Annotated in this window: 24 protein-coding genes and 4 pseudogenes; 15 read left to right on the top strand and 13 right to left on the bottom strand. The window is 71.6% G+C overall.

Annotation, left to right across the window (positions count from 1 at the left end):
* Window positions 1-32: 32 nt before the first annotated feature.
* The gene (locus ACFV4P_RS22765; protein ID WP_380473760.1) at window positions 33-1,034 is read left to right on the top strand and encodes a Ku protein; all 1,002 of its coding nucleotides are present in this window, start codon (window positions 33-35) and stop codon (window positions 1,032-1,034) included.
* Window positions 1,035-1,176: 142 nt separating this feature from the next.
* On the opposite strand, the gene ACFV4P_RS22760 is transcribed toward ACFV4P_RS22765, so the two are convergent.
* Window positions 1,177-1,530 carry a hypothetical protein gene (locus tag ACFV4P_RS22760; RefSeq protein WP_380473758.1) on the bottom strand — a complete coding sequence of 118 codons (354 nt, stop codon included), beginning with the start codon at window positions 1,528-1,530 and terminating at the stop codon, window positions 1,177-1,179.
* Window positions 1,531-1,906: 376 nt separating this feature from the next.
* Between ACFV4P_RS22760 and ACFV4P_RS22755 the strand changes: the two genes are divergently transcribed.
* Window positions 1,907-2,230 (top strand): hypothetical protein, encoded by a 324-nt coding sequence (locus ACFV4P_RS22755; RefSeq protein WP_073810669.1) that lies wholly within the window; start codon window positions 1,907-1,909, stop codon window positions 2,228-2,230.
* A gap of 223 nt (window positions 2,231-2,453) precedes the next feature.
* Here the strand turns inward: ACFV4P_RS22755 and ACFV4P_RS22750 are convergent, their stop codons facing one another.
* Complete coding sequence (locus tag ACFV4P_RS22750) at window positions 2,454-3,314, bottom strand: S-methyl-5'-thioadenosine phosphorylase (protein ID WP_380473756.1); 861 nt, start codon at window positions 3,312-3,314, stop codon at window positions 2,454-2,456.
* Window positions 3,315-3,622: 308 nt separating this feature from the next.
* On the opposite strand from ACFV4P_RS22750, the gene ACFV4P_RS22745 reads away from it, so the two are divergent.
* The gene (locus ACFV4P_RS22745) at window positions 3,623-4,399 is read left to right on the top strand and encodes an alpha/beta fold hydrolase (protein ID WP_380473754.1); all 777 of its coding nucleotides are present in this window, start codon (window positions 3,623-3,625) and stop codon (window positions 4,397-4,399) included.
* Window positions 4,400-4,624: 225 nt separating this feature from the next.
* Window positions 4,625-5,155, top strand: a complete 531-nt coding sequence (locus tag ACFV4P_RS22740; protein WP_380473752.1) for a GNAT family N-acetyltransferase — start codon at window positions 4,625-4,627, stop codon at window positions 5,153-5,155.
* A gap of 67 nt (window positions 5,156-5,222) precedes the next feature.
* On the opposite strand, the gene ACFV4P_RS22735 is transcribed toward ACFV4P_RS22740, so the two are convergent.
* Together ACFV4P_RS22735 and ACFV4P_RS22730 are read right to left on the bottom strand one after the other, a co-directional pair.
* Window positions 5,223-5,834, bottom strand: a complete 612-nt coding sequence (locus ACFV4P_RS22735; RefSeq protein ID WP_380473750.1) for a DUF4291 domain-containing protein — start codon at window positions 5,832-5,834, stop codon at window positions 5,223-5,225.
* Between the two features lie 67 nt (window positions 5,835-5,901).
* Window positions 5,902-6,456, bottom strand: coding sequence for a carboxymuconolactone decarboxylase family protein (locus ACFV4P_RS22730; protein ID WP_380473748.1), 555 nt, complete (start codon window positions 6,454-6,456; stop codon window positions 5,902-5,904).
* Between the two features lie 85 nt (window positions 6,457-6,541).
* Between ACFV4P_RS22730 and ACFV4P_RS22725 the strand changes: the two genes are divergently transcribed.
* The 3 genes and pseudogenes from ACFV4P_RS22725 to ACFV4P_RS22715 form a co-directional block, all read left to right on the top strand.
* Entirely contained in the window at window positions 6,542-7,477 is a 936-nt protein-coding gene (locus ACFV4P_RS22725) for a pirin family protein (protein WP_380473746.1), read from the top strand.
* Between the two features lie 1,128 nt (window positions 7,478-8,605).
* Window positions 8,606-9,316, top strand: a pseudogene (locus ACFV4P_RS22720) (serine protease); the annotation flags it as partial.
* A gap of 201 nt (window positions 9,317-9,517) precedes the next feature.
* Window positions 9,518-10,246, top strand: a pseudogene (locus ACFV4P_RS22715) (putative Ig domain-containing protein); the annotation flags it as partial.
* Window positions 10,247-10,651: 405 nt separating this feature from the next.
* On the opposite strand, the pseudogene ACFV4P_RS22710 reads toward ACFV4P_RS22715, so the two are convergent.
* Window positions 10,652-11,092 (bottom strand): annotated as a pseudogene (locus ACFV4P_RS22710) (AAC(3) family N-acetyltransferase); the annotation flags it as partial.
* Window positions 11,026-11,313: an AAC(3) family N-acetyltransferase gene (locus ACFV4P_RS22705; RefSeq protein WP_380474065.1), complete on the bottom strand. Its 288-nt coding sequence runs from the start codon at window positions 11,311-11,313 to the stop codon at window positions 11,026-11,028. The pseudogene ACFV4P_RS22710 and the gene ACFV4P_RS22705, both read right to left, overlap by 67 nt.
* Window positions 11,314-11,949: 636 nt before the next feature.
* On the opposite strand from ACFV4P_RS22705, the gene ACFV4P_RS22700 reads away from it, so the two are divergent.
* Both ACFV4P_RS22700 and ACFV4P_RS22695 read left to right on the top strand, forming a co-directional pair.
* The gene (locus ACFV4P_RS22700; protein WP_380473744.1) at window positions 11,950-12,270 is read left to right on the top strand and encodes a hypothetical protein; all 321 of its coding nucleotides are present in this window, start codon (window positions 11,950-11,952) and stop codon (window positions 12,268-12,270) included.
* A gap of 266 nt (window positions 12,271-12,536) precedes the next feature.
* The gene (locus tag ACFV4P_RS22695; protein ID WP_380473742.1) at window positions 12,537-12,878 is read left to right on the top strand and encodes a hypothetical protein; all 342 of its coding nucleotides are present in this window, start codon (window positions 12,537-12,539) and stop codon (window positions 12,876-12,878) included.
* 145 nt (window positions 12,879-13,023) lie between these two features.
* On the opposite strand, the gene ACFV4P_RS22690 is transcribed toward ACFV4P_RS22695, so the two are convergent.
* Complete coding sequence (locus ACFV4P_RS22690) at window positions 13,024-13,701, bottom strand: hypothetical protein (protein WP_380473740.1); 678 nt, start codon at window positions 13,699-13,701, stop codon at window positions 13,024-13,026.
* Between ACFV4P_RS22690 and ACFV4P_RS22685 the strand changes: the two genes are divergently transcribed.
* The 3 genes from ACFV4P_RS22685 (at window position 13,673) to ACFV4P_RS22675 (ending at window position 14,900) form a co-directional block, all read left to right on the top strand.
* Window positions 13,673-13,885, top strand: a complete 213-nt coding sequence (locus ACFV4P_RS22685; protein ID WP_380473738.1) for a hypothetical protein — start codon at window positions 13,673-13,675, stop codon at window positions 13,883-13,885. The genes ACFV4P_RS22690 and ACFV4P_RS22685 overlap by 29 nt on opposite strands.
* Before the next feature lie 86 nt (window positions 13,886-13,971).
* Window positions 13,972-14,595, top strand: coding sequence for a hypothetical protein (locus tag ACFV4P_RS22680; RefSeq protein ID WP_380473736.1), 624 nt, complete (start codon window positions 13,972-13,974; stop codon window positions 14,593-14,595).
* On the top strand, window positions 14,592-14,900 hold the full coding sequence (locus ACFV4P_RS22675; protein ID WP_380473734.1) for a hypothetical protein: 309 nt from the start codon (window positions 14,592-14,594) through the stop codon (window positions 14,898-14,900). The genes ACFV4P_RS22680 and ACFV4P_RS22675 overlap by 4 nt, the downstream gene beginning before the upstream one ends.
* On the opposite strand, the gene ACFV4P_RS22670 is transcribed toward ACFV4P_RS22675, so the two are convergent.
* Window positions 14,875-15,351, bottom strand: coding sequence for a hypothetical protein (locus ACFV4P_RS22670; protein ID WP_380473732.1), 477 nt, complete (start codon window positions 15,349-15,351; stop codon window positions 14,875-14,877). The two genes, ACFV4P_RS22675 and ACFV4P_RS22670, sit on opposite strands and share 26 nt — an antisense overlap.
* A 144-nt stretch (window positions 15,352-15,495) precedes the next feature.
* On the opposite strand from ACFV4P_RS22670, the gene ACFV4P_RS22665 reads away from it, so the two are divergent.
* Entirely contained in the window at window positions 15,496-15,909 is a 414-nt protein-coding gene (locus ACFV4P_RS22665) for a hypothetical protein (RefSeq protein ID WP_380473731.1), read from the top strand.
* Window positions 15,906-16,232 carry a hypothetical protein gene (locus ACFV4P_RS22660; RefSeq protein WP_380473729.1) on the top strand — a complete coding sequence of 109 codons (327 nt, stop codon included), beginning with the start codon at window positions 15,906-15,908 and terminating at the stop codon, window positions 16,230-16,232. The genes ACFV4P_RS22665 and ACFV4P_RS22660 overlap by 4 nt, the downstream gene beginning before the upstream one ends.
* An 88-nt stretch (window positions 16,233-16,320) precedes the next feature.
* Here the strand turns inward: ACFV4P_RS22660 and ACFV4P_RS22655 are convergent.
* The 5 genes and pseudogenes from ACFV4P_RS22655 to ACFV4P_RS22635 form a co-directional block, all read right to left on the bottom strand.
* Window positions 16,321-16,458: pseudogene (locus tag ACFV4P_RS22655) on the bottom strand (UDP-N-acetylglucosamine 1-carboxyvinyltransferase); the annotation flags it as partial.
* A 202-nt stretch (window positions 16,459-16,660) separates the two neighbouring features.
* Window positions 16,661-18,790: a S8 family serine peptidase gene (locus tag ACFV4P_RS22650; protein ID WP_380473727.1), complete on the bottom strand. Its 2,130-nt coding sequence runs from the start codon at window positions 18,788-18,790 to the stop codon at window positions 16,661-16,663.
* Between the two features lie 16 nt (window positions 18,791-18,806).
* The gene (locus tag ACFV4P_RS22645) at window positions 18,807-19,430 is read right to left on the bottom strand and encodes a hypothetical protein (protein WP_380473725.1); all 624 of its coding nucleotides are present in this window, start codon (window positions 19,428-19,430) and stop codon (window positions 18,807-18,809) included.
* Complete coding sequence (locus ACFV4P_RS22640; protein ID WP_380473723.1) at window positions 19,427-20,419, bottom strand: aKG-HExxH-type peptide beta-hydroxylase; 993 nt, start codon at window positions 20,417-20,419, stop codon at window positions 19,427-19,429. The genes ACFV4P_RS22645 and ACFV4P_RS22640 overlap by 4 nt, the downstream gene beginning before the upstream one ends.
* Window positions 20,420-20,424: 5 nt before the next feature.
* Window positions 20,425-21,600 carry a radical SAM protein gene (locus ACFV4P_RS22635; RefSeq protein WP_380473721.1) on the bottom strand — a complete coding sequence of 392 codons (1,176 nt, stop codon included), beginning with the start codon at window positions 21,598-21,600 and terminating at the stop codon, window positions 20,425-20,427.
* Between the two features lie 281 nt (window positions 21,601-21,881).
* Here ACFV4P_RS22635 and ACFV4P_RS22630 point away from each other — a divergent pair.
* A partial coding sequence (locus ACFV4P_RS22630) for a hypothetical protein (RefSeq protein WP_380473719.1) occupies window positions 21,882-22,121 on the top strand: 240 nt, incomplete at its 3' end.

Below are 22,121 nucleotides of genomic sequence, written 5' to 3'. Positions count from 1 at the left end.
ACCGTGGGAAATCCCCGCGAAAGGGCCATGCCATGCCACAGGTCACCTGGAAAGGCGTCATCACGTTCGGGCTGGTCAGCGTGCCGGTCCAGCTGTATGCCGCCACGGAGGAGCACAGCGGCCCTTCCTTGCACCAGGTGCATGTGAAGGACGGTTCGCGCATCCGGTTGAAGCGGTTCTGCGAGGCGGAGGGAGAGGAGGTTCCGTACAGCGAGATCGCCAAGGGCTACGAGTCCGCGGACGGCCGGCAGGTGGTGCTCGACGACGAGGACCTGGCGGAGTTGCCGCTGCCGAGCAAGAAGGTGGTGGACGTGCTGGCGTTCGTCCCGGCCGAGTCGATCGATCCGCTGATGTTCTCCAAGGCCTACTACGTGGCCACGGCCGACAAGGCTCCGGCGAAGCCGTATGTGCTGTTGCGGGACGCACTGCGCGAGTCGGGGCAGATCGCGGTGACCAAGGTGACCATGCGGACCAGGGAGTCGCTGGCGGTGCTCCGGGTGCACGAGGACACGCTGGTGCTGCAGACCTGCCTGTGGCCGGACGAGGTGCGCTCGGCAGAGGGGATGGCGCCGGACGAGAAGGTGACGGTCCGTCCGCAGGAGCTGAAGATGGCGCGGTCGTTGATGGACACGCTGTCGGAGGACTTCGATCTGTCCGCGCTGCACGACGAGTACCAGGCGGCGCTCCAGGGGTTGATCGACGCGAAGCTGGCCGGCGTGGAGGCACCGCACCTGGAGGAGCAGTCCGAGGGCGGCGAGGCCGAGGTGATCGATCTGATGGCGGTGCTGCGCAGCAGCGTGAAGGCCGCCAAGGGCGAGCACGGCCGGGGCTCGGGGCACGGCCGTGCAGCCGGGGAGAGCGCGGAAGCCGAGGAGGTGGAGTCGGGCCAGGGCACGACGTCGAGCGGCGGCGCTGTCTCGAAGCGGTCCCGGAAGGCGACGGCGAGCCGGACCGGGTCGGCCACGAAGAAGAGCACGACGGTACCCGCCAAGAAGGCCACCGCGAAGAAGGCCGCACCGCGCAAGGCCTCCTGACAACCTCTCAACTCCCCCGGCGACCAAGGTCACACCCATCGCCCACCACCCACCGGTTTCCGGCAGGCGCAAGCTCGCATGCGCGGCGCGCAGCCCCGGTCGAGGCAGAGGCCGCGCGGCACTGGACGCGGAGGCGGCCGGGTCAGGAGAAGACGGCGGAGCGCAGCTCGAGGCGGTCGGAGGCACGGCCGCCGGGGCGCAGCGAGTAGTACTCGCCGTCGCAGTCGGGGCCGGTGAACATGGTAACGGTCGAGCCGGTGAGGTTCTGCGGGGCGAAGGCGGGTTCGGTGGTGTCAGGGTCAGCGACCTCGCGGAGGGTGTGGCAGACCCGGCTGGCGGGGTCGACGAGCGTGCCATTGGCCCGGTTGCCGAAGTCGTCGTAGTAGGTGTACCGGAACTCGCCCTCGGCCGCGGCAGCGGGGCATGGCGTGGCGAACAGCAGGGCGAGCGAGGCGACGGCGGCGACGGCGGCGACAGCCGTGTGACGCAGGTGCATGGGGGTGGTACGGCCTTTCCGATGAAACGGCCCGAGTCGGCGGGTCCGGCCCGGCGCGCACCACCGCAGTGGCGGGGCCAGGTCGCGAATCGGTTCTTCGCGTGCACGTCGCGCGCCGTCGCACCGGCCGTGCGCGGGCCGTGCGGGGCCGTGCGGGGGCCGTCCGGAGGGGTGCGACCGGGGCTCGTGGGATGCGCGCGGTACGCGGGTCATTTGGGTCGTCCGGGGACGAAACGCCGTTCGCAGCACGGCGGTTCGGCACGGCGTTCGCATGTTAGAACCGGCGTGCAGCGGGCAGATGTGTTGCTACCTGGGACGTAGGGACGCGCCGGCGGGGAAGGCCGGGCGCGCCTGCCTGGCGGCGCGGAGGTGGTTGATGGACGGACCGGCACTCTCCCCGCGCGAGCTCCTGATCCTTCATCAGATCGAGGCCGAGCTGGGGAGCGATCTGGAGCTGGAGCGCGAGCTGCGCACGATGCGACCGGCGAGGCTGGCTCGGCTTCGACGGTCGTTGGTCGCGCGACCACGGTCGGTGGTCGTGGTGATCGCATGCTGTCTGGCTTTGTCGTTCGGGCTGTTGGGACTGGCGGTGGCGCTGCGGGTGCCGGTGCTGCTGGTCGCCGTGGTGGCGGCCTGGGGCACCGCGTTGGCGGCTCTGATGGCGGTGGCGCACTTCACGCGGCGTGCGAGGGGTCGATAGCGGGCAGGCCCGCCTCGCGCCGGGACCACGATCGGCCGGTGCCCACCGGAACGCGGCGGGCACCGGCCGATCGGTGTGTCGGAGCAGCGCTCGCACGGCGCGGACCGCCGGACCCCACACCCAGGCCGCCGAACCCCGCACACCCAGGCCGCCGGACGCCAGACACGGACCACCGCCGGACGCCAGACGCGGTCCGCCGCCGGACGCCGGCCGCAGAGCTGCGTCAGACGCCGGGCAGGCCGGTCTCGACGCCGTCGAGGGCGTGCGAGCAGAGGCAGTCGCGGGTGGTGGGCAGCGATTCGAGGGCCTTGAACAGGACGGTGCGCAGGCGGTCGACGTTGCGGGCGAAGACCTCCAGCACCTCGGCGTGGGTGACGCCCTCGCCGGTCTCGACCCCGGCGTCCAGGTCCGTGACCAGGTTCAACGAGGTGTAGCAGAGGCCGAGTTCACGGGCGAGGACGGCCTCGGGGTGGCCGGTCATGCCGACCACGGACCAGCCGTTGGCGGTGAACCAGCGGGATTCGGCGCGGGTGGAGAAGCGCGGCCCCTCGATCACCACCAGGGTGCCGCCGTCGACGGGCTCCCAGGCGAGCGAGCGGGCGGCGGCCAGTGCGGCGTTGCGGCCGTCGGGGCAGTAGGGGTCGGCCATCGGGATGTGCACCACCTCCGGGATCGTGCCGTCGGGCAGGCTCCGTCCGTCGTAGTAGGTCTGCATCCGGCCGGAGGTGCGGTCCACGAGCTGGTCCGGCACCAGCAGCGTCCCGGGACCGTACTCGGGGCGCAGGCCGCCGACCGCGCACGGGCCGAAGACCTGGCGCACCCCGAGCGAGTGCAGCGCCCACAGGTTGGCCCGGTAGTTGATGCGGTGCGGCGGCAGCCGGTGGCCGCGGCCGTGGCGGGGCAGGAAGGCGACCCGTCGGCCGGCCACCTCGCCGATGAACAGGGCGTCGCTGGGCGGTCCGTAGGGTGTTTCGACGTGCACTTCGGTGACGTCGTCGAGCAGCGCGTACAGCCCGGATCCGCCGATGACGCCGAGTTCGGCGGTCGGGGTGCCGTCGGTACGGGGCGGGTGGGTCTCGGCCATGGCTCTCCTCGGCTCTGCCGGTCGGACGCGGACCCGCCACGGCCCGGCGGGCCCGGCGGCTCTGCGGTGGGGTGCCGTCCGGCGGGCGGTGCGGCCCGCCGCGGGCACGCTGCCACCCTACGAGCAGTCAGGTCCGCCGTCCCGCACCGCCCCTGACCACTCCGCCCCGTTCCTCCTCCGCCGCTCCCGCACACACCCCCGCCCGGCTCGTCCCCGGACCTCCGCTCCCCCGCCCACTCGGGCTCCCGGTCGGCGGCGGCGTCCGCGTACAGTGGCAGCCCAGGTCGGCGCGGTGACGGGACGGTGTGATGAACGACGGGCGGCTGGCGGTGCACTCCGGCGGGGTGGGGACGGAGGCGGCGCACCGGGCGCTGTCCTGGCGGGTGCGGCCGGCGGCGCCGGAGGCGGCGGTGCTGGTGCTGCACGGCGGGCGGGAGTTCGGCCCGGAGCCGGTGCCCGCGCTGAACCTGCCGGGCCTGCGGATGCGTCCCTTCGCGCGGGCCGTGGAACGTGCGGTGCGACGCGGTCCGGGCGGGGCCGCCGGCCGGTCGCTGGCGGTGGGCACGGTGCATTACCGCTGCCGGGGCTGGAACGGCGATCGCGCGGACGCGGCGCGTGACGCGGAGGCGGCGCTGGCGGAGTTGGCGGAGACGCTCGGTCCGGTGCCGACGGTGCTGATCGGGCATTCGATGGGCGGCCGGGCGGCGCTGCGGGCGGCCGCGCACCCGTGTGTGCAGGGCGTGGTGGCGTTGGCGCCGTGGTGTCCGCGCGACGAGCCGACCGAGCATCTCCGGGGCCGGTCGGTGCTGATGCTGCACGGCGACCGCGACCGGGTGACGCCGCCCGCGGACACCGATCTGTTCGCGCTGCGGGCCCGCGACCACGGCGCGCGGGTGGCCGGCTACCGGGTGTTCGGCAGCGGCCACACCTTGATGCGCCGGGCCGGCGAGTGGCACCGCACTGCGGCCGACCTGGCGCTGGCGGTGCTGGGGCTGGCGGCGCTGCCCGAGGAGATCGGCACCGCGCTGGCCGTGGAGGCCGGCGGCTCGGACGGCGTGTGCATTCCGCTGGCGGGCCGCCGCTGACCACGTCGGCCGACCGCACGGCCCGAGGCGCGTCCCGGACGCGGCACGGCCAGGTGACGGTCCCCGGCCACCGGGACGCGGGCAACCGGCCAGGGGGCGCAGGCAGCCGGGTGACGGGCCGGTGACGGCCCGTTCCGGCCGGTTCTTCGGCTCGACTCGGGCGGGTCGGGGGCGCACACTCCGGGGGAGGAGACGTCCGCCAATCGAACGAGGGAGGACCCGGCCATGGGGATCAGCCTGACCACTGATCGGCTCGTCGTCCGCGACTGGACGCCCGACGACGCCGACGACGCGCTGGCCGTGTACGGCTCCACGGACGTCGCCCGCTGGCTGACGCCCGCGATGGCCCGGGTCACCGATGTCGATGCGATGCGTACGGTCCTGCAGGGCTGGGCGCAGGAGCAGTCCGGGTTGCTGCCGCCACGCGGGCGGTGGGCGGCGGAGCGCCGGGAGGACGGGAGGGTGGTCGGCGGGCTCAGCATCCGCCCGCTGCCGCCGCACGAGGAGGATCTGGAGATCACCTGGCAGCTCGCCCCGCACGCCTGGGGCCAGGGGTACGCGACGGAGGCGGGCATCGCGCTGTTGCGCTGGGCGTTCACGCAGGACGTCGAGGAGATCTTCGCGGTGGCCCGGCCGAAGAACGACAGGGCGCACGCGGTGGCGAAGCGGCTCGGGATGCGCTGGGTCGGCGAGACCACCAAGTACTACGACCTGAACCTTCAGGTCTACCGGATCCGCCCCGCCGACCTGCCCTGACCCATCACAAAGTCCCACCACGGAACCGACCCCGAAACCAACCACGAAACCGACCGGGTGGCGGGTTTCAGACCCGGCAGAGGCGCGCGGCGAGTTCGGCGGGCAGCGGATAGCGGCGCTCGTCCGGGAGCAGTTTGCGGGCCTGTTCGGTGCGGCCGGTGCGGACCAGTTCGGCGGCGCGCCGGATCTGCGGGGTGAGGTCGGTGAGCGAGACGATCCACTCCTCGGCGAAGGCGCGGATCGTCTCCCGCCCCAGGCCGACCTGGATGCTGTAGTGATTGAGCGCCGCCCCGCGCAGCGACCGCTCCGGGTCCCACTGGACGTGCACCTCGGCCGCCGCCAGCCGCTGCGGGTCGCCGGTGGTCAACTCGGCGGCGGCGAGGGCGCGTTCCCAGCCCCGGCGGGTGATCCGGACGGCCAGGACGCGTTCCTGTCCGGGTTTGGTGCCCCAGTTGCTGCGGTGCAGCAGCCAGGGCAGCGAGGGTTTGATCCAGGTCATCCGCCGGAACGAGAACGGCGCGACGAACCGCCCGGCGCGCAACGCGGGTTCGGCGATCGCGGGCGCGTACGCCTGGTAGACCACGATCGTGCTGTCGTCGAAGTCGGCGCGTACGACGTGCAGTTCGGACGGGTTCCGGGTCGTGCCCGTCCCGCAGGGCGAGCTGCGCTGCTGGGCCATCCTCAGACCCTGCCACTCGCCCCGTTCTGGCGGCCACGCATTTTCCGGGCGGTCTCCGCGGGAGCGGCTACTGCGCCACCAGGGTGCCCATCCGCGCGGGCCGGACCGGGTGCTTGCTCAGGATGGAGACCCGGTTGAAGGCGTTGATGGTGACGGCCACCCAGATCACGGCGGAGATCTGCTCCTCCCCGAACACCTCCCGGGCCTGCGCGTACGCCGCGTCCTGGGCGGTGGCGTCGGCGGGGTGGGTGGTGGCCTCGGCCAGTGCCAGCGCGGCCCGCTCGCGCGCGTCGAACAGTTCGGTGTCGCGCCAGGCGCTCAGCACGCCGAGCCGCTGCACGCTCTCGCCGGCCTGCAACGCGGCCTTGGTGTGCACGTCCAGGCAGTAGGCGCAGCCGTTGAGCTGCGAGACGCGCAGGTTGACCAGTTCGACCAGGCGGCGGTCGAGTCCGGCCTCGGCGGCGGCCTCGCGGACCGTCTCGGCGGTGGAGCGCATGGCCCGGAAGACCTGCGGGTGCTGCTTGTCGATGTAGACCCGCTTGCCGGTCGTCGTGCTGGTCGCCAACTCGGTCACCTGGAGCTCCTCCACCTGCGTGCTGGTGTTTGCCGGACGATACCGCATAATAGTTGAAGTTGAAACTATTTGCGAACGAGTCGTGCGGAGCCCCGGCTTCCGGGTTCCGGGCGACACGGGAGGGAGCACAACCATGAGCACCACCGAGAACGGGCCCCACCCGGCCACCGTCCGGGTCCTCCCGCCCCGCGACGTCCCGCTCGGCGGCCCGCGCGCGATGACGGTCCGCCGCACCCTCCCCCAGCGCGAGCGCACCCTGATCGGCGCCTGGTGCTTCATCGACCACTACGGCCCCGACGACGTCGCGACCACCGGCGGCATGGACGTCGCTCCGCACCCGCACACGGGCCTGCAGACCGTCAGTTGGCTGTTCAGCGGCGAGATCGAGCACCGCGACAGCCTCGGCGTGCACGCCTTCGTCCGCCCCGGCGAGCTCAACCTCATGACCTCCGGCCACGGCATCGCCCACTCCGAGACCTCCACGGCCGCCACCACCGTCCTGCACGGCGTCCAGCTCTGGGTCGCCCTCCCCGACGAACACCGCCACACCGCCCGGGACTTCCACCACCACATTCCCGGCCCCGTCGCCCTCGACGGCGGCGAGGCCCGCGTCTTCCTCGGCACCCTGGCCGGCGACACCTCCCCCGTCCCCACCTTCAGCCCGCTCCTCGGCGCCGAACTCACCCTCGACCCGGGCGCCACCCTCACCCTCGACGTCGACCCTGCCTTCGAACACGGCCTCCTCGTCGACCAGGGCGACATCACCTTCGCCGGCACCCCCCTCCACCCCGCCGACCTCGGCTACCTCCCGCCCGGCCCCACCGCCCTCACCCTCACCAACCCCTCCCCCACCACCGCCCGCCTGATCCTCCTCGGCGGCACCCCCTTCGACGAGCAGATCGTCATGTGGTGGAACTTCATCGGCCGCACCAGCGAGGAGGTCGTCCAGGCCCGCCTCGACTGGGAAAAGGGCGACCGCTTCGGCGATGTCCACGGCTACCCGGGCGACCGACTGCCCGCGCCGGAGCTTCCGAACGTCGCCCTCAAGGCACGTGGAAACCGCCACTGACCTGCAGAAACGCATTCCCTGGGCGGTCGCGGACACCAAGGCGCGAAGGGTGCTCCACGACCGCCCTCGGCACCGGCGCCGGGGGTCGTGTTCGCCTCCGGCGGGCATCTCGGCAACGAACGCCGACACCCCGCCGATTCCCATCTGTGGACCGGTTTTGCAGGCTGTGGGCGGATGAATGCTGACTCTTTGCTGACTTTTCCGACTGTCCGTCAGCTCGCTCGCGGCCGCCATCGGTCCAGGTGGCGGGGTGAGGGGACGACAACTCCGGCGGGTGCACTCCCTCGGCGATCGCGCACGTTTGCCGACCTTCGCCGGCGTCCCGCCCTGGGATGGCCGACGGCTGCGCAGACGTTCTGCTCCATCCGATGTCAGTGCCGTCGCCCGCGCCCTCGCCCCCATGCGTGTCCGACACGCGCGAACCGACCACTGCCCGAACCGGCGCCGGCGTCGTGCTGCCCACGAGGTAGTCCCCTCCACCCAGGCCAGCAGGCGTATCCGAACCACCCATGCTTCGAAGGAGTGGAGCTTTTGGAAAGCGCGTCGTTCCCCCGGCCCAGAGGCGGGGCCGGCCGTCGATCGGGCGGCGCGACTCGACTTGTCGAGGTCGAGACGGGGCCGACAGCGGCAGCGTCCTGATTCCGACCGCCGACGGCGGGCGTGCGCCCCGGCCTGCGGCCCGCAGGTGTGGCGGCTCGGGGCAGGAGAAGCTGCGTACGCAGGCACCGGGTGCCCCGCAGCGGCGCCCCTCCCCCGAGACGCACTGCGGCGGCGAGCCGACCGCCCCGTTGGCCTCGCCCGCCCCCGGGCTGCCGCTCGGCCCCCCGCGTCGGCCCGGCGCACCCAGGTGCTGGGCGGGCCCGGCCTGCCCTTCACCGCACACATCCCGACCGGCCTCGCCCCCTACGCGCCGACCGCGGCGCTGGAGTCCCTGAGGACCGCCGGGCCGATCGACGAGATCACCATCCCGAGGCCCGACCCGCCTGCCACCTTCCCCGCGGCCCTCTGGGCGAAGGCGCGCAGCACGTCCGCGCCTGACGGGCTGCGAGAAACGGGATGTGACGGTACGTCAGGCGTCCAGTCCAACACCCGCGCCTGTGGAGGACTTCGACCGCGAGTTCCGTCGACATGGTTGACCGCATTGAAGTGACCATGGCATTTTCGTGCGGCGCGGACGTGCGCCAACCGGTCGCACGCCTGCAATCCCCCACAAGGAGAGCCATGTTCAAGAGATTCGCCGCCGCGCTCGGCGCGGTCGCGGTCGTCGCGGGTGCCCTGACACTCGGTGCCGCTCCCGCGCAGGCCGTTCAGGCGGGCGACCTGACCTCCACCATCGCGCTGAGCAACTGCTCCGCCTCGCTGGTCCGCTACCCGAGTTCGGTGGACACCGACCGGGCGATGATGCTGACCAACGGCCACTGCCTGCCGACCATGCCGTCGGCCGGCCAGGTCATCCAGAACGCGAGCGCCAGCCGCAGCGGCACGCTGCTCAACTCCGCCGGCACCTCGCTCGGCACCGTCCAGGCGGACAAGGTGCTGTACGCGACGATGACCGGCACCGACGTCGCGCTGTACCAGCTCACCGACACCTTCGCCGCCATCACCACCAAGTACGGGGCGACGGCGCTGACGATCAGCGACACCCATCCGGTCGACGGGTCGGCGATGTACATACCGTCCTCGTACTGGAAGCAGGTGTGGAACTGCTCGATCAACGGGTTCGTCGGCACCCTGCGCGAGGACCAGTGGACCTGGCACGACTCGCTGCGTTACAGCGCGGGCTGCAACACCACACACGGCACGTCCGGCTCGCCCATCGTCGACGCCGCCAGCAAGAAGGTCGTCGGCATCAACAATACGGGGAACGACGACGGCGCCATGTGCACCATGAACAACCCGTGCGAGGTGGCCGCGGACGGCACCACGACCGTCACCAAGGGCCAGAGCTACGGTGAGGAGACCTACTGGTTCACCACCTGCCTGGGCACCGGCCGGGTGATCGATCTGAACGTCAGCGGCTGCCTGCTGACCAAGCCGGCCGGCGCGGCCGTGTCGGTGACCAACCCGGGCAACCAGTCCACCGTGGTCAACGGCTCGGTCAGCCTGCAGATCCAGGCGTCCGGCGGCACCGCCCCGCTGAGCTACTCGGCCACCGGCCTGCCCGCCGGCCTGTCGATCAACGCCTCCACCGGCCTGATCAGCGGGACCGCCACCACTTCGGGCGGCTCCTCGGTGACCGTCACCGTCAAGGACGCGGCCGGTAAGACCGCCTCCACCACGTTCTCCTGGACGGTCACCACGAACCAGGGCACCTGCACCCCGGCGCAGCTCCTCGGCAACGCGGGCTTCGAGACCGGCACCGCGGCCCCGTGGACCACCAGCAGCGGCGTGGTCGACAACTCCACCTCGCAGGCCGCGCACAGCGGTTCGTGGAAGGCGTGGATGGACGGCTACGGCTCCAGCCACACCGACTCGATCTCGCAGACCGTCACCATCCCGGCCGGCTGCAAGGCGTCGCTGAGCTTCTGGCTCCACATCGACACCGCCGAGACCACCACGTCGAGCGCGTACGACAAGCTCACCGTCACGGCGAACGGCACCTCGGTCGCCGCGTACTCGAACCTCGACAAGAACACCGGCTACGCCCAGAAGACCATCGACCTGTCGGCCTACGCCGGCCAGTCGGTGACGGTGAAGTTCAACGCCGTCGAGGACGCCTCCCTCCAGACGTCCTTCGTGATCGACGACACCGCGATCCAGACCAGCTGAGCCCCACAGCCCGGCGGAGCCACCCGAACGCTTCCGGTGGCTCCGCCGGGCTCGTCCTCGCCCGGCTCCGCATCGCGGCCGACGAGCCCGGGCCCCGTCCCGTGCTACCCGGCCCCACGTTGTCGGCACACGGGTTCTGACGCCTGGCCAGTCCGGTCGGCGCGCGCCGAATCGGATTCGTCGGCCCGGAACCGGTTCTGACGTCCGGTCAGCCCCGATGACGGGCATGGACCAGGGCACCTGTCCGCCGGACCGGTTCGCTGTCGCTGCGGGCGGGGTGGGGCGCAGTGGCAACACCCTGCGGTGCAGGCCGCGCTCCTCGGGGATGCCGGCGACAATCCCGGCCCACCGCGCAGCGCTGCGGGCCTGCCGGGACCCCCGGGTGTCGCGGACCGAGGCGTGGCGTCAGTTCGCGCTCTCCGTCGGCCGGGCGGCCATCAGGTCGACGCCGGCTTCCACCGGGACGAGGGTGGCGGGCTGGCCGGCCACCAGGCTTCGGCTGACGGGGAGTTGGGTCTCCAGGAGGTCGAGGAGTTCCGGTGCGGTCAGGTCGGGGGCGGCGACCGCCGTGAAGCGGACCCATGTCCTGCTGTCGTCGCGGGTGTGGACGACGCAGGACTCGATCGCTGTCGGCGGGTTCGGTGTCCGCCCCGCTGCCAGGTTCCATGCCACACACCGGTTGAGGGGGACGCCCAGGAGGAGGGCCTGGGCGCGGCTCTGGTAGCGCTTCAGGAGCGGCGAGTGTTCGCCGTGCGGAGAGTCGAGCCGGTGATCGGCCTTCAGGTAGTTCGCCCACCGGCCCACGGCGACGAACGAGTGCTGGGGGTGGGCACTGCGCACGCTGCCCGGGTGGGCCCGCCGGCCGACGCCGAGACCGGCGTCCCGGCGCGGTCGAACGGCGGCATGGAGGACAGATAGGCACTCCGGGCGGCAGGTGTCAGGCCGTCGAGCGCGGCCCGCGTGTACCCGGAGTTCGACGAGTTCTCCGTGGTCGCGGCCGACATCACCACGGCGCCTTCCGGTCCCACCTCGTGCAGGAGGGCGGAGATCAGCTGGTCGGGGCGCACCGAGGCGAGGACGCGGCCGTCCGCCTGAACGAACAGCACGCCACCGTGCCGGACGCCCAAGTCGCGCAGCCGGCGGACGAGTCGGTTGTCGGAGTGGCTGACGTTCGGCGGGACGGAGAGGCTCGCGGTCGGGCGTTGCAGTGCGATCAGTTCGGCGGCCGTGAGCCCGGCGACGCCGAACCAGGCCTGTTCCGCGCCGGATTCGTCGGCCGGCCGGACTGGTAGGAACTCCTGGGGTCGCCGCGCTGTCGCCCCGCTGCATGTCCTGGCGGACCTCCTCCATGAGGAGGACTGCCAGTGCTCCGCCCAGTCCGCCCAGGGCCCGGCGGCTCTCGTCGGCGAGGGAGATCAGGAACTGGACGTGCAGAGCCGGAGTCACGAACGGGCGGGCCGCTGCCGTTCTCAGCTGGGCCCGAATGTCCGCGAGTTGGAGGAACACGTCGTCCGCGAGCGGTCGCCCCTCGTGGTCGGGGAGCACGACGATCTCGGTCTCCAGGGCGGCCCGGGTGCGGGCCTGGCCGGGGGCCCGGACGCGCAGGAGCACCGTGCAGGCGCCCTGTTCGGTGAAGACGTGGTGTCCGACCTGCCGCTCGAACGGGCCGACGTGCAGGAGGACCCGGAACGGCTCGTTCGTCGGTGCGGCGGGCGGGACCACCAGCGTTCCGCCGGCGGGTGCCAACTGGAGCTCGACGGGCAGTCCCAGCACGGCTTCCCGCCGGCGGCGGTACAGGTGAGATCGGCACGGCCACCGGCATCAACGCCGCCCTCCTCGCCGAACTCGTCGGCCCGGATGGCCTCGTGGTGACGATCGAGCTTGACGAAGACCTCGCCGAATCCGGCCGCGCCCACCTCGCCGCCGGATACCAGGTCACTGTCCTGTGCCGCGACGGCGCCCTCGGTGCCCCGGAATCGGCGCCGTTCGACAGGATCATCGTCACCGCCGGCGCCTGCGGGTGAGTCTGAAGTCGCCTTACCAGTGCACCAGTTGTGGCGCGGGGGTGGAATCGAGAAGTACCTGACAAGACCCGGGGCTGATGGCTAACCTCGACATGCCCGGCATCGGAGAACCCCTCGAACTGGCACCGGGCTTACCCAGGAACCGGGGCTGGAGGGCGGGCCAGGGCCGCACGGCACGACTCGGACTACCGCGATCGCCGGCATGGGATCGGGGCCACCGCAAGGCATAGGAGATGATCTTGATGGTTCGCAGGAAACTCTCGGCCATGGCCCTCACCGGCGGCATCCTGGCCGGCGGCGTGGCGATCGCCACGCCGGCCAGCGCCATCGGCCCCACCGCGTGCCCCACCCAGGACAGTAGCTACCCCATGAGCCACGGCCTGGAAGTCTGGACCTCGCACGGCAACTACTGCTACGCGGGCACCCCCGGCACGTGGAACGTCAACCAGAGCGGCGTCTACAGGATCACGGCCGACTGGAACCACGGGCTCTTCGCCACCAGCGCCAGCCCCAACCCCATCGAAGTCGGGCCGACCGATACGCGCTGGAACGCGGTCGGCTTCAGCTCCACTGTCACCGTGTACACCGTGACGATCCTCAACGGCTAGAGCGGGCCCTGGTGATGGCCTGAGGTCGAACGCTACCTCGACGCCCTGCGTCGGCCGGAGTTCGCCGAACACGTCGGCACCGAGCACCATCCGGCCACCGTCGTCGCGGACGAGATCCTCTCCCGGGCCGGACTCCTCCCTGCGGTCAGGGGTCACTTCGGCACGCGAGCGTCAGCAGCGACCGCGGCCGGTCCGGGCCGAGCGCCAGCAGCAGGGTGGGCAGCCGCGGCCCGGTGTCACGCCCCACCAGCAGCTCGTACAGCAGGACGACCAACTCCCTCTGGACCACCTTGAGTTCGGATGTCGCCGACGCGTCCAGGGGCAGGCCCGCCTGGAGCTTCGGGATGCCGTACACCAGCGACGTCAGCCCCGGCAGCGACCGGTGCTCGTCCAAGCCGTCCAGCAGCAACTCCAGCGCCCCCCGCTGCACCTGGTCCAGCCGCTCCACGTCCGGCTCACCGCGCACCTGGGTCCGTTCCTCGGCCGGGAGGGTCTCCGTCCACGCCCGGGCGCGGTCGAGCCTCGGCCGGGCATCGTCCAGGCCCGCCAAGGGCTCCTCGACGGTGGCATCCCGCAGGATGCGCAGGGTCTGCACCGGATCGCCCGCATCGACGTCCGCCGCTGCGGCCGGCAGCCGGAACGGCAGAGGCCGGGACGTGGACAGCAACGGCCCGGACAGCGGACCGGCAGCGCGGACCCGGGCCGCCGCCTCGGCCTCGCCCGCCCCGCCGTCCGCTGGTCCGGCGTAGCCCTCTACGACGGCGGCACCCGCGCCTTCCTGGTCACCCCGCCCGGTGAACGACGACTCCGACGAGCTGGGCATCATCGCCAGTGGACCGCTCCACGATGAACTGGCCGGGCAGGTCTCCGACCTCCTGCACCGCTGGAGTCGGACACGACCCGCTCGACCGACCGTCACCGCATGCCCCGCCGAGCTCCCCGGTGCCCAACTCGAAGAGGTGGCCCGGGTCGCCCGGCCCACCACTCAACTCACCATCAGCTGGTAGCCGCCACCACCGCTTCGCCTGGAGCCGCAGCGCCATCCGGCCCGACCTGGTCGAGCGTCACCAGCCGACACTGCGGAAGGAACACCGTGGAGCACAAGCCAGTTGAGGTTCGCACAGCGGACGGTTCCTTCGGGGTTCTCGACGCCGGTGCCATTCAGGGCGACCCTGCCGACTACTCCAACGGCCTGATCATCACCATGCCGACCGGGGCCCGTATCCACACCGGAATCGACACGGGCCCCGTTCTGGTCACCGCCACCGGTAGCGACCGCCGACCCGACTCACCGGCCGACACCGACTCCTGGGACGAGATCATTGAGGCGAGTGTGCATGCCCCACGCGGCATACTCCGGGTCGAAGCCCTGGAGAAGGGCCCTGTGCCTGAACTACCGGTGCTCTCTCTCGCCGGCCCCGGCTGGTACCGCCTGCTCGTTCAGGCCCGCGGACGAGACAGCGCCCCGGACACAGTCGCGTATCACCCGGTCGAGGAATACGTGATCACCGTGTGGCCCGAACCGCCGTCGCCCCTGCACCTGCTGAAGACCAGCGACGAGTGCGGGCGCAGCTTCCGACTGGCGGCCTCACGCCGACATCAACATCCAGCCGCCCCCGCCGCCGACACCGACACCGACACCGAGGAAGTCGATCAGCAGCTTGCCAAGCGACGTGCACGCCTCCAGGCCATGGGCGCTTCACAATCGCCAGAGTGACCGCTCCCCGAATTGGCCGGCTGGCCTGCGCACCACTTCCTCATGCCGACACGGAAGAGTGCGACGAATTCCCGTTCGCGTCCACTTGGGAAGGCGCTGGACGCGGCGATCAAAACTACTCCGTTCTTTACGTCGGTGGAACACAGAACGGCCAAGCCGGAACCGCGCTCGGGTCCTGGTACGGGTCGGACAGGATCTTGCACAACGACGCTTTCGGGGTTCGCATCACCCCGTCGCAAACAAGTTCCACCTACAGCGCCGATGCCGGAGTGGCGGACTTCATTCCGACATCGGCGCAAACCTGATCAAATATTCCTCGAGTCCACGTGGAACGCCCACCAAAGCAGCATCTCGTGACTTCGCGTCGGCGCCGCCAGATCGAAATACCTGAACAACAAAATCAGACTCCGAAGCCGCGAGATCAAGAGAGATGCCAGCGGGCCCTGAAAAGAGAGACCACACTTCCACTTTTCCGGTCCTGCTTCGATAAGGCCGCTCCGCCAACAGTTCCCAGCCACCCCCTGCCTCACCCGAAAGCGAGTCGACCAACTCAAGCCTCACGGTCGCATAGTGGTCCCTTACCATGCTCCGAACTTTGGCCATGCCTGGACCAACTTGAAACTCCGGCGAACCCGTATCGAACTCCAGGTCGTACCACTGTTTCTCGGCCTCGAGGAAAGGGTCGTCCTCTGCGATCCCGAACGAGGAACGCTCGACCGAGACCTCGCCAATAGAATTTGCGTAGGACTCTGCCATGGCAATATCCTTGCACGCGATGTGGTTCCATGTCAGGATATTTGCCCGCCGGGCAGGTCCATGGATTCTCCCTAAGGGCTGTCCGACTACTCCCGACGGCCCGGCGGCGGAGACGTGTCGGTGGGGCCTGAGACACTCTGGTCCGTGCTGATCAAGGGATACGACTACGGGCCGCTGGTCGCGGGTGATGGCCTGCTTGAGCGCGCCGGGTTCTGGTCCAATCACCTGCTGGCCATGTGCCGGTTCACCTCGGGTGAGACCCGGCCGGCACCCGAGTGGTTCGGTGATGACGGCGCCGACACGGACGCCCTGGCCGAGGTCCTCCTGGACGACCAGGCCTGGCCGGCGTTCCGCATCCCGTTCCAAGGCGGTCACAGCGCCGTCGTCGTCTACCGGAACCTCATCGACAATGTCGAGGGCAAGATGCTGCGCAACCTCCGCGAATGGCAGCGGGACAACAGCGCGCCGATGACGCTCAACGGCCATCGGATAGCGTTCTGGAAGCAGCCGGGCGTCGACCTGCTGTCCAATGTCTACGTGGGAAGGCGCCGACGGTGAGCGAGTTCCTGATGGACGCGGACGAGCAGATGCTCGAGTTCTTCTCGGAGATCGCCGACGTCCTGCAGTCCTTCGGCATCACCCGGGCCGAGGCCGTCGCCCGGGTGAACCGCTCCTGGGGAAACGAGAAGTTCGATCCCTACCCCGACCTGATGTGCCACGAGGAGCCCGAGTACTGGGCCTTCGGCATGTACTACGACGACGGCAAGGGCCAGGGCGGCACGGTGCCGTACTGGGAGGAGAACCCCGACCGCAGCACCTGGCTGATTACCCCGCCGCCGCCCGCCGACTCCTCGGACTGGACACTGCCCCGGAAGCCGTGACCGCACAGAACTTCGCCGGGCGGCTCCTCCCACTCGAACCACCCCGCGAGGCCGACCAGCAGGTACCGGCCTCGCCACAGCATCCGACTCAGAAGTCGTAGAACGTCTCGACCTGGGCGCCCAGGGAGTTCAGACGCATCGCCAGGTCCTCGTACCCCCGGTTGATCACGTACACGTTCCGCAGCACCGAGGTACCTTCGGCCGCGAGCATCGCAAGCAGCACCACGTTCTCGGTGACCGTGCCCCCCCCCGCTCGGTCAGCACGATCGGCCTGCCGGGCGCCACCGTCCGGTCGACCTCCGCGTGGTGGACACCCGTGGTCGCGGCCACCTCCAGGCCGAACCGCCGAACCGCCGCACCGCCGAACCGCCGAAGCGCCGCCAGGTGCGGCTCCACCGCCCGGGTGCCGAGGTCGCAGCCGCAGGCGATCACCAGCGGCGCCAGGCCTGCTCGTCGGGGTCGACGCTGCGCGCCGCCGTAAGGACGGCCGGAGGCACGTCGCGAACCTGCGGAGCGTCACGAACCTGCGGCGCATCGCGAACCTGCGGCGCGTCGCGGGTCGCCGGCGCCCCGGCCGTGTCGGCGCCGGAGGTGACGGCGACCTCGGGCGCCTGGAGGAAGGCCGCGTCCTCGGTGGAGGCGAAGGCCCCCTGCCACTGCGTCGGCGACGTGCTGAACCAGGCCCGGTAGTACAGCGCGTCGGCCTGCCCGACCCGCTGCCAGACCTGGTCCGGGAGCCGGTATTCGGCGCTGCTGAGGAACGAGGAGTCCTGCCAGCTCGCGTAGAAGGTGTCCGGCGTCCGGTCGGCCTGGTGTGCCTGGCGCTGGAAGAGCTGTGGATCGGTCGCCACTTCGACGGCGTAGTACAGCTCGATGCCGTCGGAGGCGAGGTCGAGGGCGAAGACCGGCGGCGGGCCGGACCTGTCGGCGCTCGCCGGGCCGGTGATGGACGGCGTCCCGGCCGGCAGGGTCGGCGCCTGCCGCTGCGCCGCTTGCACGGCCGCGTAGGCGTCCACCTGGCCGTAGCCGTACTCCGGGCTGTGGCCGTCCGGGCCGTAGCCGGAGCCGATCTCCCGGGCGGTGTCGCGCAGCAGGCCGCGCACGTCGGTCGCCGTCAGCTCCGGGTTGACCGACAGCACCAGGGCGACGATGCCCGCCACCAGGGGGGCCGCCGCCGACGTGCCGCCGAAGGTGTTGGTGTAGTCGGGGTCGACGCCTTCGCTGCCGTCGTTGTAGCCGGCGCTGCCGGTGCGGTCGGTCGTGGTGACGGAGCGCTCGCCGAGCGCGGCGGCCCCGCTGGAGGGGGCGCAGATCCAGATGGCGTTCCCGTGGTCGCTGTACCAGGCGCGGCGCGCCCGGTCGGTGGTGGCGCCGATCGCCATCACGTTGGGGTTGCAGGAGTACCCGTCGGTGTCGACGGACTCGTTGCCGTTGCCGGCCGCCCAGCAGATCGGAATGCCCTTTCCGCCGCGCCCCTGCTCGGCGCAGTACGCCGTCGCGGCCTCGGTGCTGCCGGGCAGCGGCACGTACGCGCTGCGCCCGTCCGGCGGCCCCCAGCTGCAGCTGATCACGTCGGCGCCGTTGTCCGCCGCCCACTGGAACATCTTGGCTTCGTCGGCCGAGCCCAGGAAGTCGGGGAACCGGGCCAGCAGCAGAGTGCACGCGGGGGCGGCGCCGGCGGCGCGCAGGCCGCGGGCCGTGGCCACGCCGGCGCAGGCGGTGCCGTGGTTCTCGAAGTCCGACTTCGGCGACGCGTCCGCGGTGTGACTCGCGAAGTCGTACTGCGGGCCCAGCTTTCCGGCGAACTCCGGGTGCCCGGTGTCGGTCCCGTCGTCCAGCACGGCGATCCTGATCCCCGCCCCGTGGGTGAGCGACCACGCGTCCGTCACCCCGGCCGCCGCCAGGTGCCACTGCTGGGCGAGGTATCCCACGTCGCGCAGCGCCTGGACGGAGGGCCCCGTCCTGGTCGCGGCGGGCGCGAGGTCCGTGCGCCGGTGCCGGCGGGTGACGAGGTCGGGGTGGGCGAACCGGGTGAGGCCGGTGTCGTGGTAGGCGTTGGCGGTGTGCAGTGCGCCGAGACCGTCCGGCCCGGGCGGCGCGGCGAGCAGGAAGCCGTTGGCGGCGTAGCCGAGTTTCTCGACCACGGTCACCCCGTGCTCGGCGTTGAGGGCGTCGATGCGCTCCCTGGTGACCTCGGGAAGGAACTGCACGACGAACCGGTCGGTGACGTAGATGTCGTCAGTGTCGCCGTCCGCCCGGTGCAGCACCGGCGCGGCCTGCTGCACGTCGCGTTCCCGGTTGAGCGTCCGAACGGCATCGGTCGCTTCGACCGGGGTGAAGCCGTAGACGGTCAGCCCGTACTCGGGCAGTTCCGCCAGCGGGGCGGCCCGCTCCCGCAGCAGGCCGCCGCTGGTGGGACCGAGGGCGTCCGGCCGGACGCCCAGCCGGACGGTGACCTTCTTCGGGTCCCGTACGACGGCGGTCGAGGCATCGCTGCTGTTGGGGTAGTAGAGCAGTTCCCCGTCCGGCCGGCTCGCGGGATCGGCGGCTTGGCTCACGGCGATGTCCTCCGGGTCATGCGTCGAACAGGCCGACGACGGTGGCGGTCGAGGCGTCAAGGTGCGCGAAGTACTCCGTCCAGCCGGCCCCGGCAGGCCGGTCGAACAGCAGGCTGAGGCACTGCCAGCGGGATCCGGTGCTCGCGCAGAGCAGGTCCTCGCGGAGCAGGCCGACCCGGACGTACGGGCTGTCCAGGGCGGCCGACGCCGCGTGCAGCCGCCCGACCGACTCCCGGGTGAGGCGGTCCGCCTCCTCGGGCGTGCGGGCGAGCAGGCACACCTCCCGGGTGCGGCTGGGCCGCCCCAACGCCCGGTAGTCGTGGCCCTGGCAACTGGAGTAGGTCACGCAGTCCAGCGCCCGGACGACGGCGGGCACCAGCTCGCGCACGCCGTCCTCCAGAGCGCCGGTCCACCCGGCCGGTTCGCCGTCCAGGGCCACTCCCTCGCCGGGCACGACGGCCACGGCGGAGGGCCGGTCGGGGCTGCCGTCACGGTTGCGGTTGCCGAAACCACTGGTCTGCACGGCAACCCGGGCACGCCCCTCGGCACCGCTCTCCCAGCGGGCCACGAAGCCGGCGACGTCGCCCATCTCGTTCTTCCCGCGGCTGAGGACGGGAAGGTCTGCCCAGGTGACGGTCACCGGACCGGCTCCCTCAGGCGGGTGGCACGGCGCGCGAGGACCTCCTCCGCCTGCGCGGCGAGGTCCAGCAGCACCTCGCGCACGCCCACGTCGACGGCGCGCATGGACCGGACCACGGCCGGCAGCCGCCCGCCGTCGAAGCCCGTCGCGGCCCGGCGGAACATGTCATCGGCGCCCTCGACCCGGGCCTCCGCCCAGAAGCAGGTCAGGGCGAACCAGACGAAGCAGGCATGCACGAAGGAGTGCAGCGGGAGGTCCCGCCCGCTCCAGAGCGAGCGCATCGAGGACCCCCACGCGGCCGCCTGGTCCGTGAACCAGTTCTCCTGCTCCTCGATCATGTACAGCAGGCAGTGCACCGCTTCGTGGATGACGGCGTCCACCCGCAGGGCGAGGTCGCCCTGCTCGGCGTTCCACAGCCGGATGTAGCCGGGCAGCGACGGCCAGGAGGAGGACGACGGTGCGCGCGAAGCCTCCCGGCGCATCGAGATCACCCGCACGCAGCCCGTGATCAAGGTCTCGACATGCTCGTTGGACGCCGCCGCCGTCAGCGTCGCCCCGAGCAGTCGCTCCAGCTGTCCGAGCTCCGCCCCGCCGTAGTCCGAGGCCCCGTTGAAAGCCGCGTCCACCCGGGCGAAAACGGGTGCCGTGCGCCGGCTCGACGTGTCCACCTCGATGCCGTGCACCCGGAGCCCGGGCCGCGCCCGCACCCGCTCCAGCAGCGCCTCGACATCGGCGGCGGGCTCCGCCCTGCCGAGCCCGCCCTTCAGCAGGCCGAACGCCGAGGGGTCGGCCAGCAGTCGATGCCAGGCCAGGTCGTCGAGCCGTGCCAGCTCGCCGAGTTGGGTCCGGGGCAGCTTCGGCAGCAGCGGGGCGAGCCCGTCCTGGACCACCCGGAGGTGGCTGTGCAGCGCCACCGCGACCACCTCGGACATGCCCGGCCCCCAGCGCAGCACCCCGGGCAGTCGGCGGGTCAGTGTCAGCGTCGCCATGGCCGCTACACCCCCACCGGTCGGCCGAGTTCACGCCGCAGCCGCAGCGTCTCCCGAGGCTCGACGTCGAGCCGGGATCGCAGATGGGCGAAGATCTTCAGCAGGTCCGCGCACCAGACACTGCGGTTGTCGAACCCGCGCTCCTTGGAGTACCGGTGCGGGTGGTACCCGCCGGCGCAGGTGTGCTGCTCCACGCACCCCACGCAGTCGCCGGGCAGCGGAGCCCCCTCGAAGACCATCCGGCTGTGCAGCGGGCTGGTCGTCGCCATGTCGGTGAACTCGTGGTCGAGGACGTTGATCCCGGTGCGCGTCATGCCGTCCTCGCAGGCCTTCAGGACGTCGAGGCCCTCCACCTCCCCGCTCGGATTGACCACGACGAACCCCAGCGGGATGTTGCCCAACGCGTCCACGTGGCTGCTGCCGCCCAGGATCAGCCGGGACACCTCCCAGAAGTTGCGGATCCGCACCTCCAGCGTGGAGTAGTGCCACCAGTGCTCGAAGATCGGGATCAGGTAGTCCGCGCACGGGGTGGGACCGTACTTCTCCCGGATGTCGCCGATCGTGTCGTGCGTCATGTCCGGCATCAGGTAACTGACGCTGCGACAGCCGATGTCCAGGAAGTGCCGGTGGATGCGCAGCGGGTCCGCGCCCAACTGCACCACGGCGAGGATCCCGTACCGCAGACCGCTGCGGTGCAGCAGGTCGAGACCTCGTCGAACCGCCCGGTACGAGCCGCTGCCGTTGCGCCGGACCCGGAACGTGTCGTGAACGTCCGGCGGACCGTCGAGGCTCAACCCGACGTCCACGCCGTGCCGCAGCAGGACCTCGATCCACTTCGCGTTGAGCAGCGTCCCGTTGGTCTGCATGGAGATGTTGACCCGCAGGCCGGCCAGCTCCCGGCGGGCCTCGGTGCACCAGCGGTCGAAGAGCTCGGCGCCGATCAGACAGGGCTCACCGCCATGGAACGACAGCGTCACCGAGCGCTGGCCGCTGCGCTCGGCATGGCGGCGGATCCGCTCGATCGTCGCGGAGAAGACCTCCTGCGACATCGTCTTCGGACCCGCCGCCAGCGTCTGGTCGGCCAGGTTGAACTCGTAGCAGTACGTGCAGTCCAGATTGCACCGGCCGGCCACCTTGAGGATGACCAGGCTCAGGGCGGGTGCGAACATGGCAGGGCTCACCTGCGGTTCCTTACGGATGGTCGGGCTGGTCATCGTCCACGCCCCTACGCGCCGGCCGGCGGCGGTCCGGCGGGGCCCGCGGCCCCACCGGCGGGTCCGGTGGCGCCCGGGGGCTTGGCCGGACCGGCCGCACCACCCGAGGGCTTGGCCGGACTGGCCGCACCGCTCGCGGACTGGGCCGCACTCGCCTTCAACTCCGCCTCGATGACCGGCCGGAGCAGGTCCGCGACCCGGGCTTCGAGCGACCCACCCCCACCGCCGCCGCCACCGCCGTTGCTGCTGTGGCCCTGGTCGTGCGCCCCCTCCACAGCGGAACCCACATCCCGCACCGCCGCCGCGAGTTCCTTGCCGCCACCGCCACCGCCGCCGCCACCGCTGCTGCTGTGCCCCTGATCATGAGCCGCCTCCGCGCGGAAACCCACATCGCGCACCGCAGCCGCAAGTTCCTTGCCACCGCCACCACCCCCACCGCCACTACTGCTGTGCCCCTGGTCATGCGCCATGTCCGCGCTGGCACCCAC

The organism is Kitasatospora sp. NPDC059795 (genome assembly GCF_042732175.1).
In the GTDB taxonomy this organism is placed as follows: Bacteria; Actinomycetota; Actinomycetes; order Streptomycetales; family Streptomycetaceae; genus Kitasatospora.
The sequence above is the reverse complement of the archived record's forward strand: the minus strand, read 5'-3'. Positions and strand labels throughout refer to the sequence as shown.

Coding starts and splice junctions, on each gene's coding strand:
- ACFV4P_RS22765 (WP_380473760.1), top strand. CDS start 33: ATGCCACAGGTCACCTGGAAAGGCGTCATCACGTTCGGGCTGGTCAGC.
- ACFV4P_RS22760 (WP_380473758.1), bottom strand. CDS start 1,530: ATGCACCTGCGTCACACGGCTGTCGCCGCCGTCGCCGCCGTCGCCTCG.
- ACFV4P_RS22755 (WP_073810669.1), top strand. CDS start 1,907: ATGGACGGACCGGCACTCTCCCCGCGCGAGCTCCTGATCCTTCATCAG.
- ACFV4P_RS22750 (WP_380473756.1), bottom strand. CDS start 3,314: ATGGCCGAGACCCACCCGCCCCGTACCGACGGCACCCCGACCGCCGAA.
- ACFV4P_RS22745 (WP_380473754.1), top strand. CDS start 3,623: ATGAACGACGGGCGGCTGGCGGTGCACTCCGGCGGGGTGGGGACGGAG.
- ACFV4P_RS22740 (WP_380473752.1), top strand. CDS start 4,625: ATGGGGATCAGCCTGACCACTGATCGGCTCGTCGTCCGCGACTGGACG.
- ACFV4P_RS22735 (WP_380473750.1), bottom strand. CDS start 5,834: ATGGCCCAGCAGCGCAGCTCGCCCTGCGGGACGGGCACGACCCGGAAC.
- ACFV4P_RS22730 (WP_380473748.1), bottom strand. CDS start 6,456: ATGCGGTATCGTCCGGCAAACACCAGCACGCAGGTGGAGGAGCTCCAG.
- ACFV4P_RS22725 (WP_380473746.1), top strand. CDS start 6,542: ATGAGCACCACCGAGAACGGGCCCCACCCGGCCACCGTCCGGGTCCTC.
- ACFV4P_RS22695 (WP_380473742.1), top strand. CDS start 12,537: ATGGCCCTCACCGGCGGCATCCTGGCCGGCGGCGTGGCGATCGCCACG.
- ACFV4P_RS22690 (WP_380473740.1), bottom strand. CDS start 13,701: ATGCCCAGCTCGTCGGAGTCGTCGTTCACCGGGCGGGGTGACCAGGAA.
- ACFV4P_RS22670 (WP_380473732.1), bottom strand. CDS start 15,351: ATGGCAGAGTCCTACGCAAATTCTATTGGCGAGGTCTCGGTCGAGCGT.
- ACFV4P_RS22640 (WP_380473723.1), bottom strand. CDS start 20,419: ATGGCGACGCTGACACTGACCCGCCGACTGCCCGGGGTGCTGCGCTGG.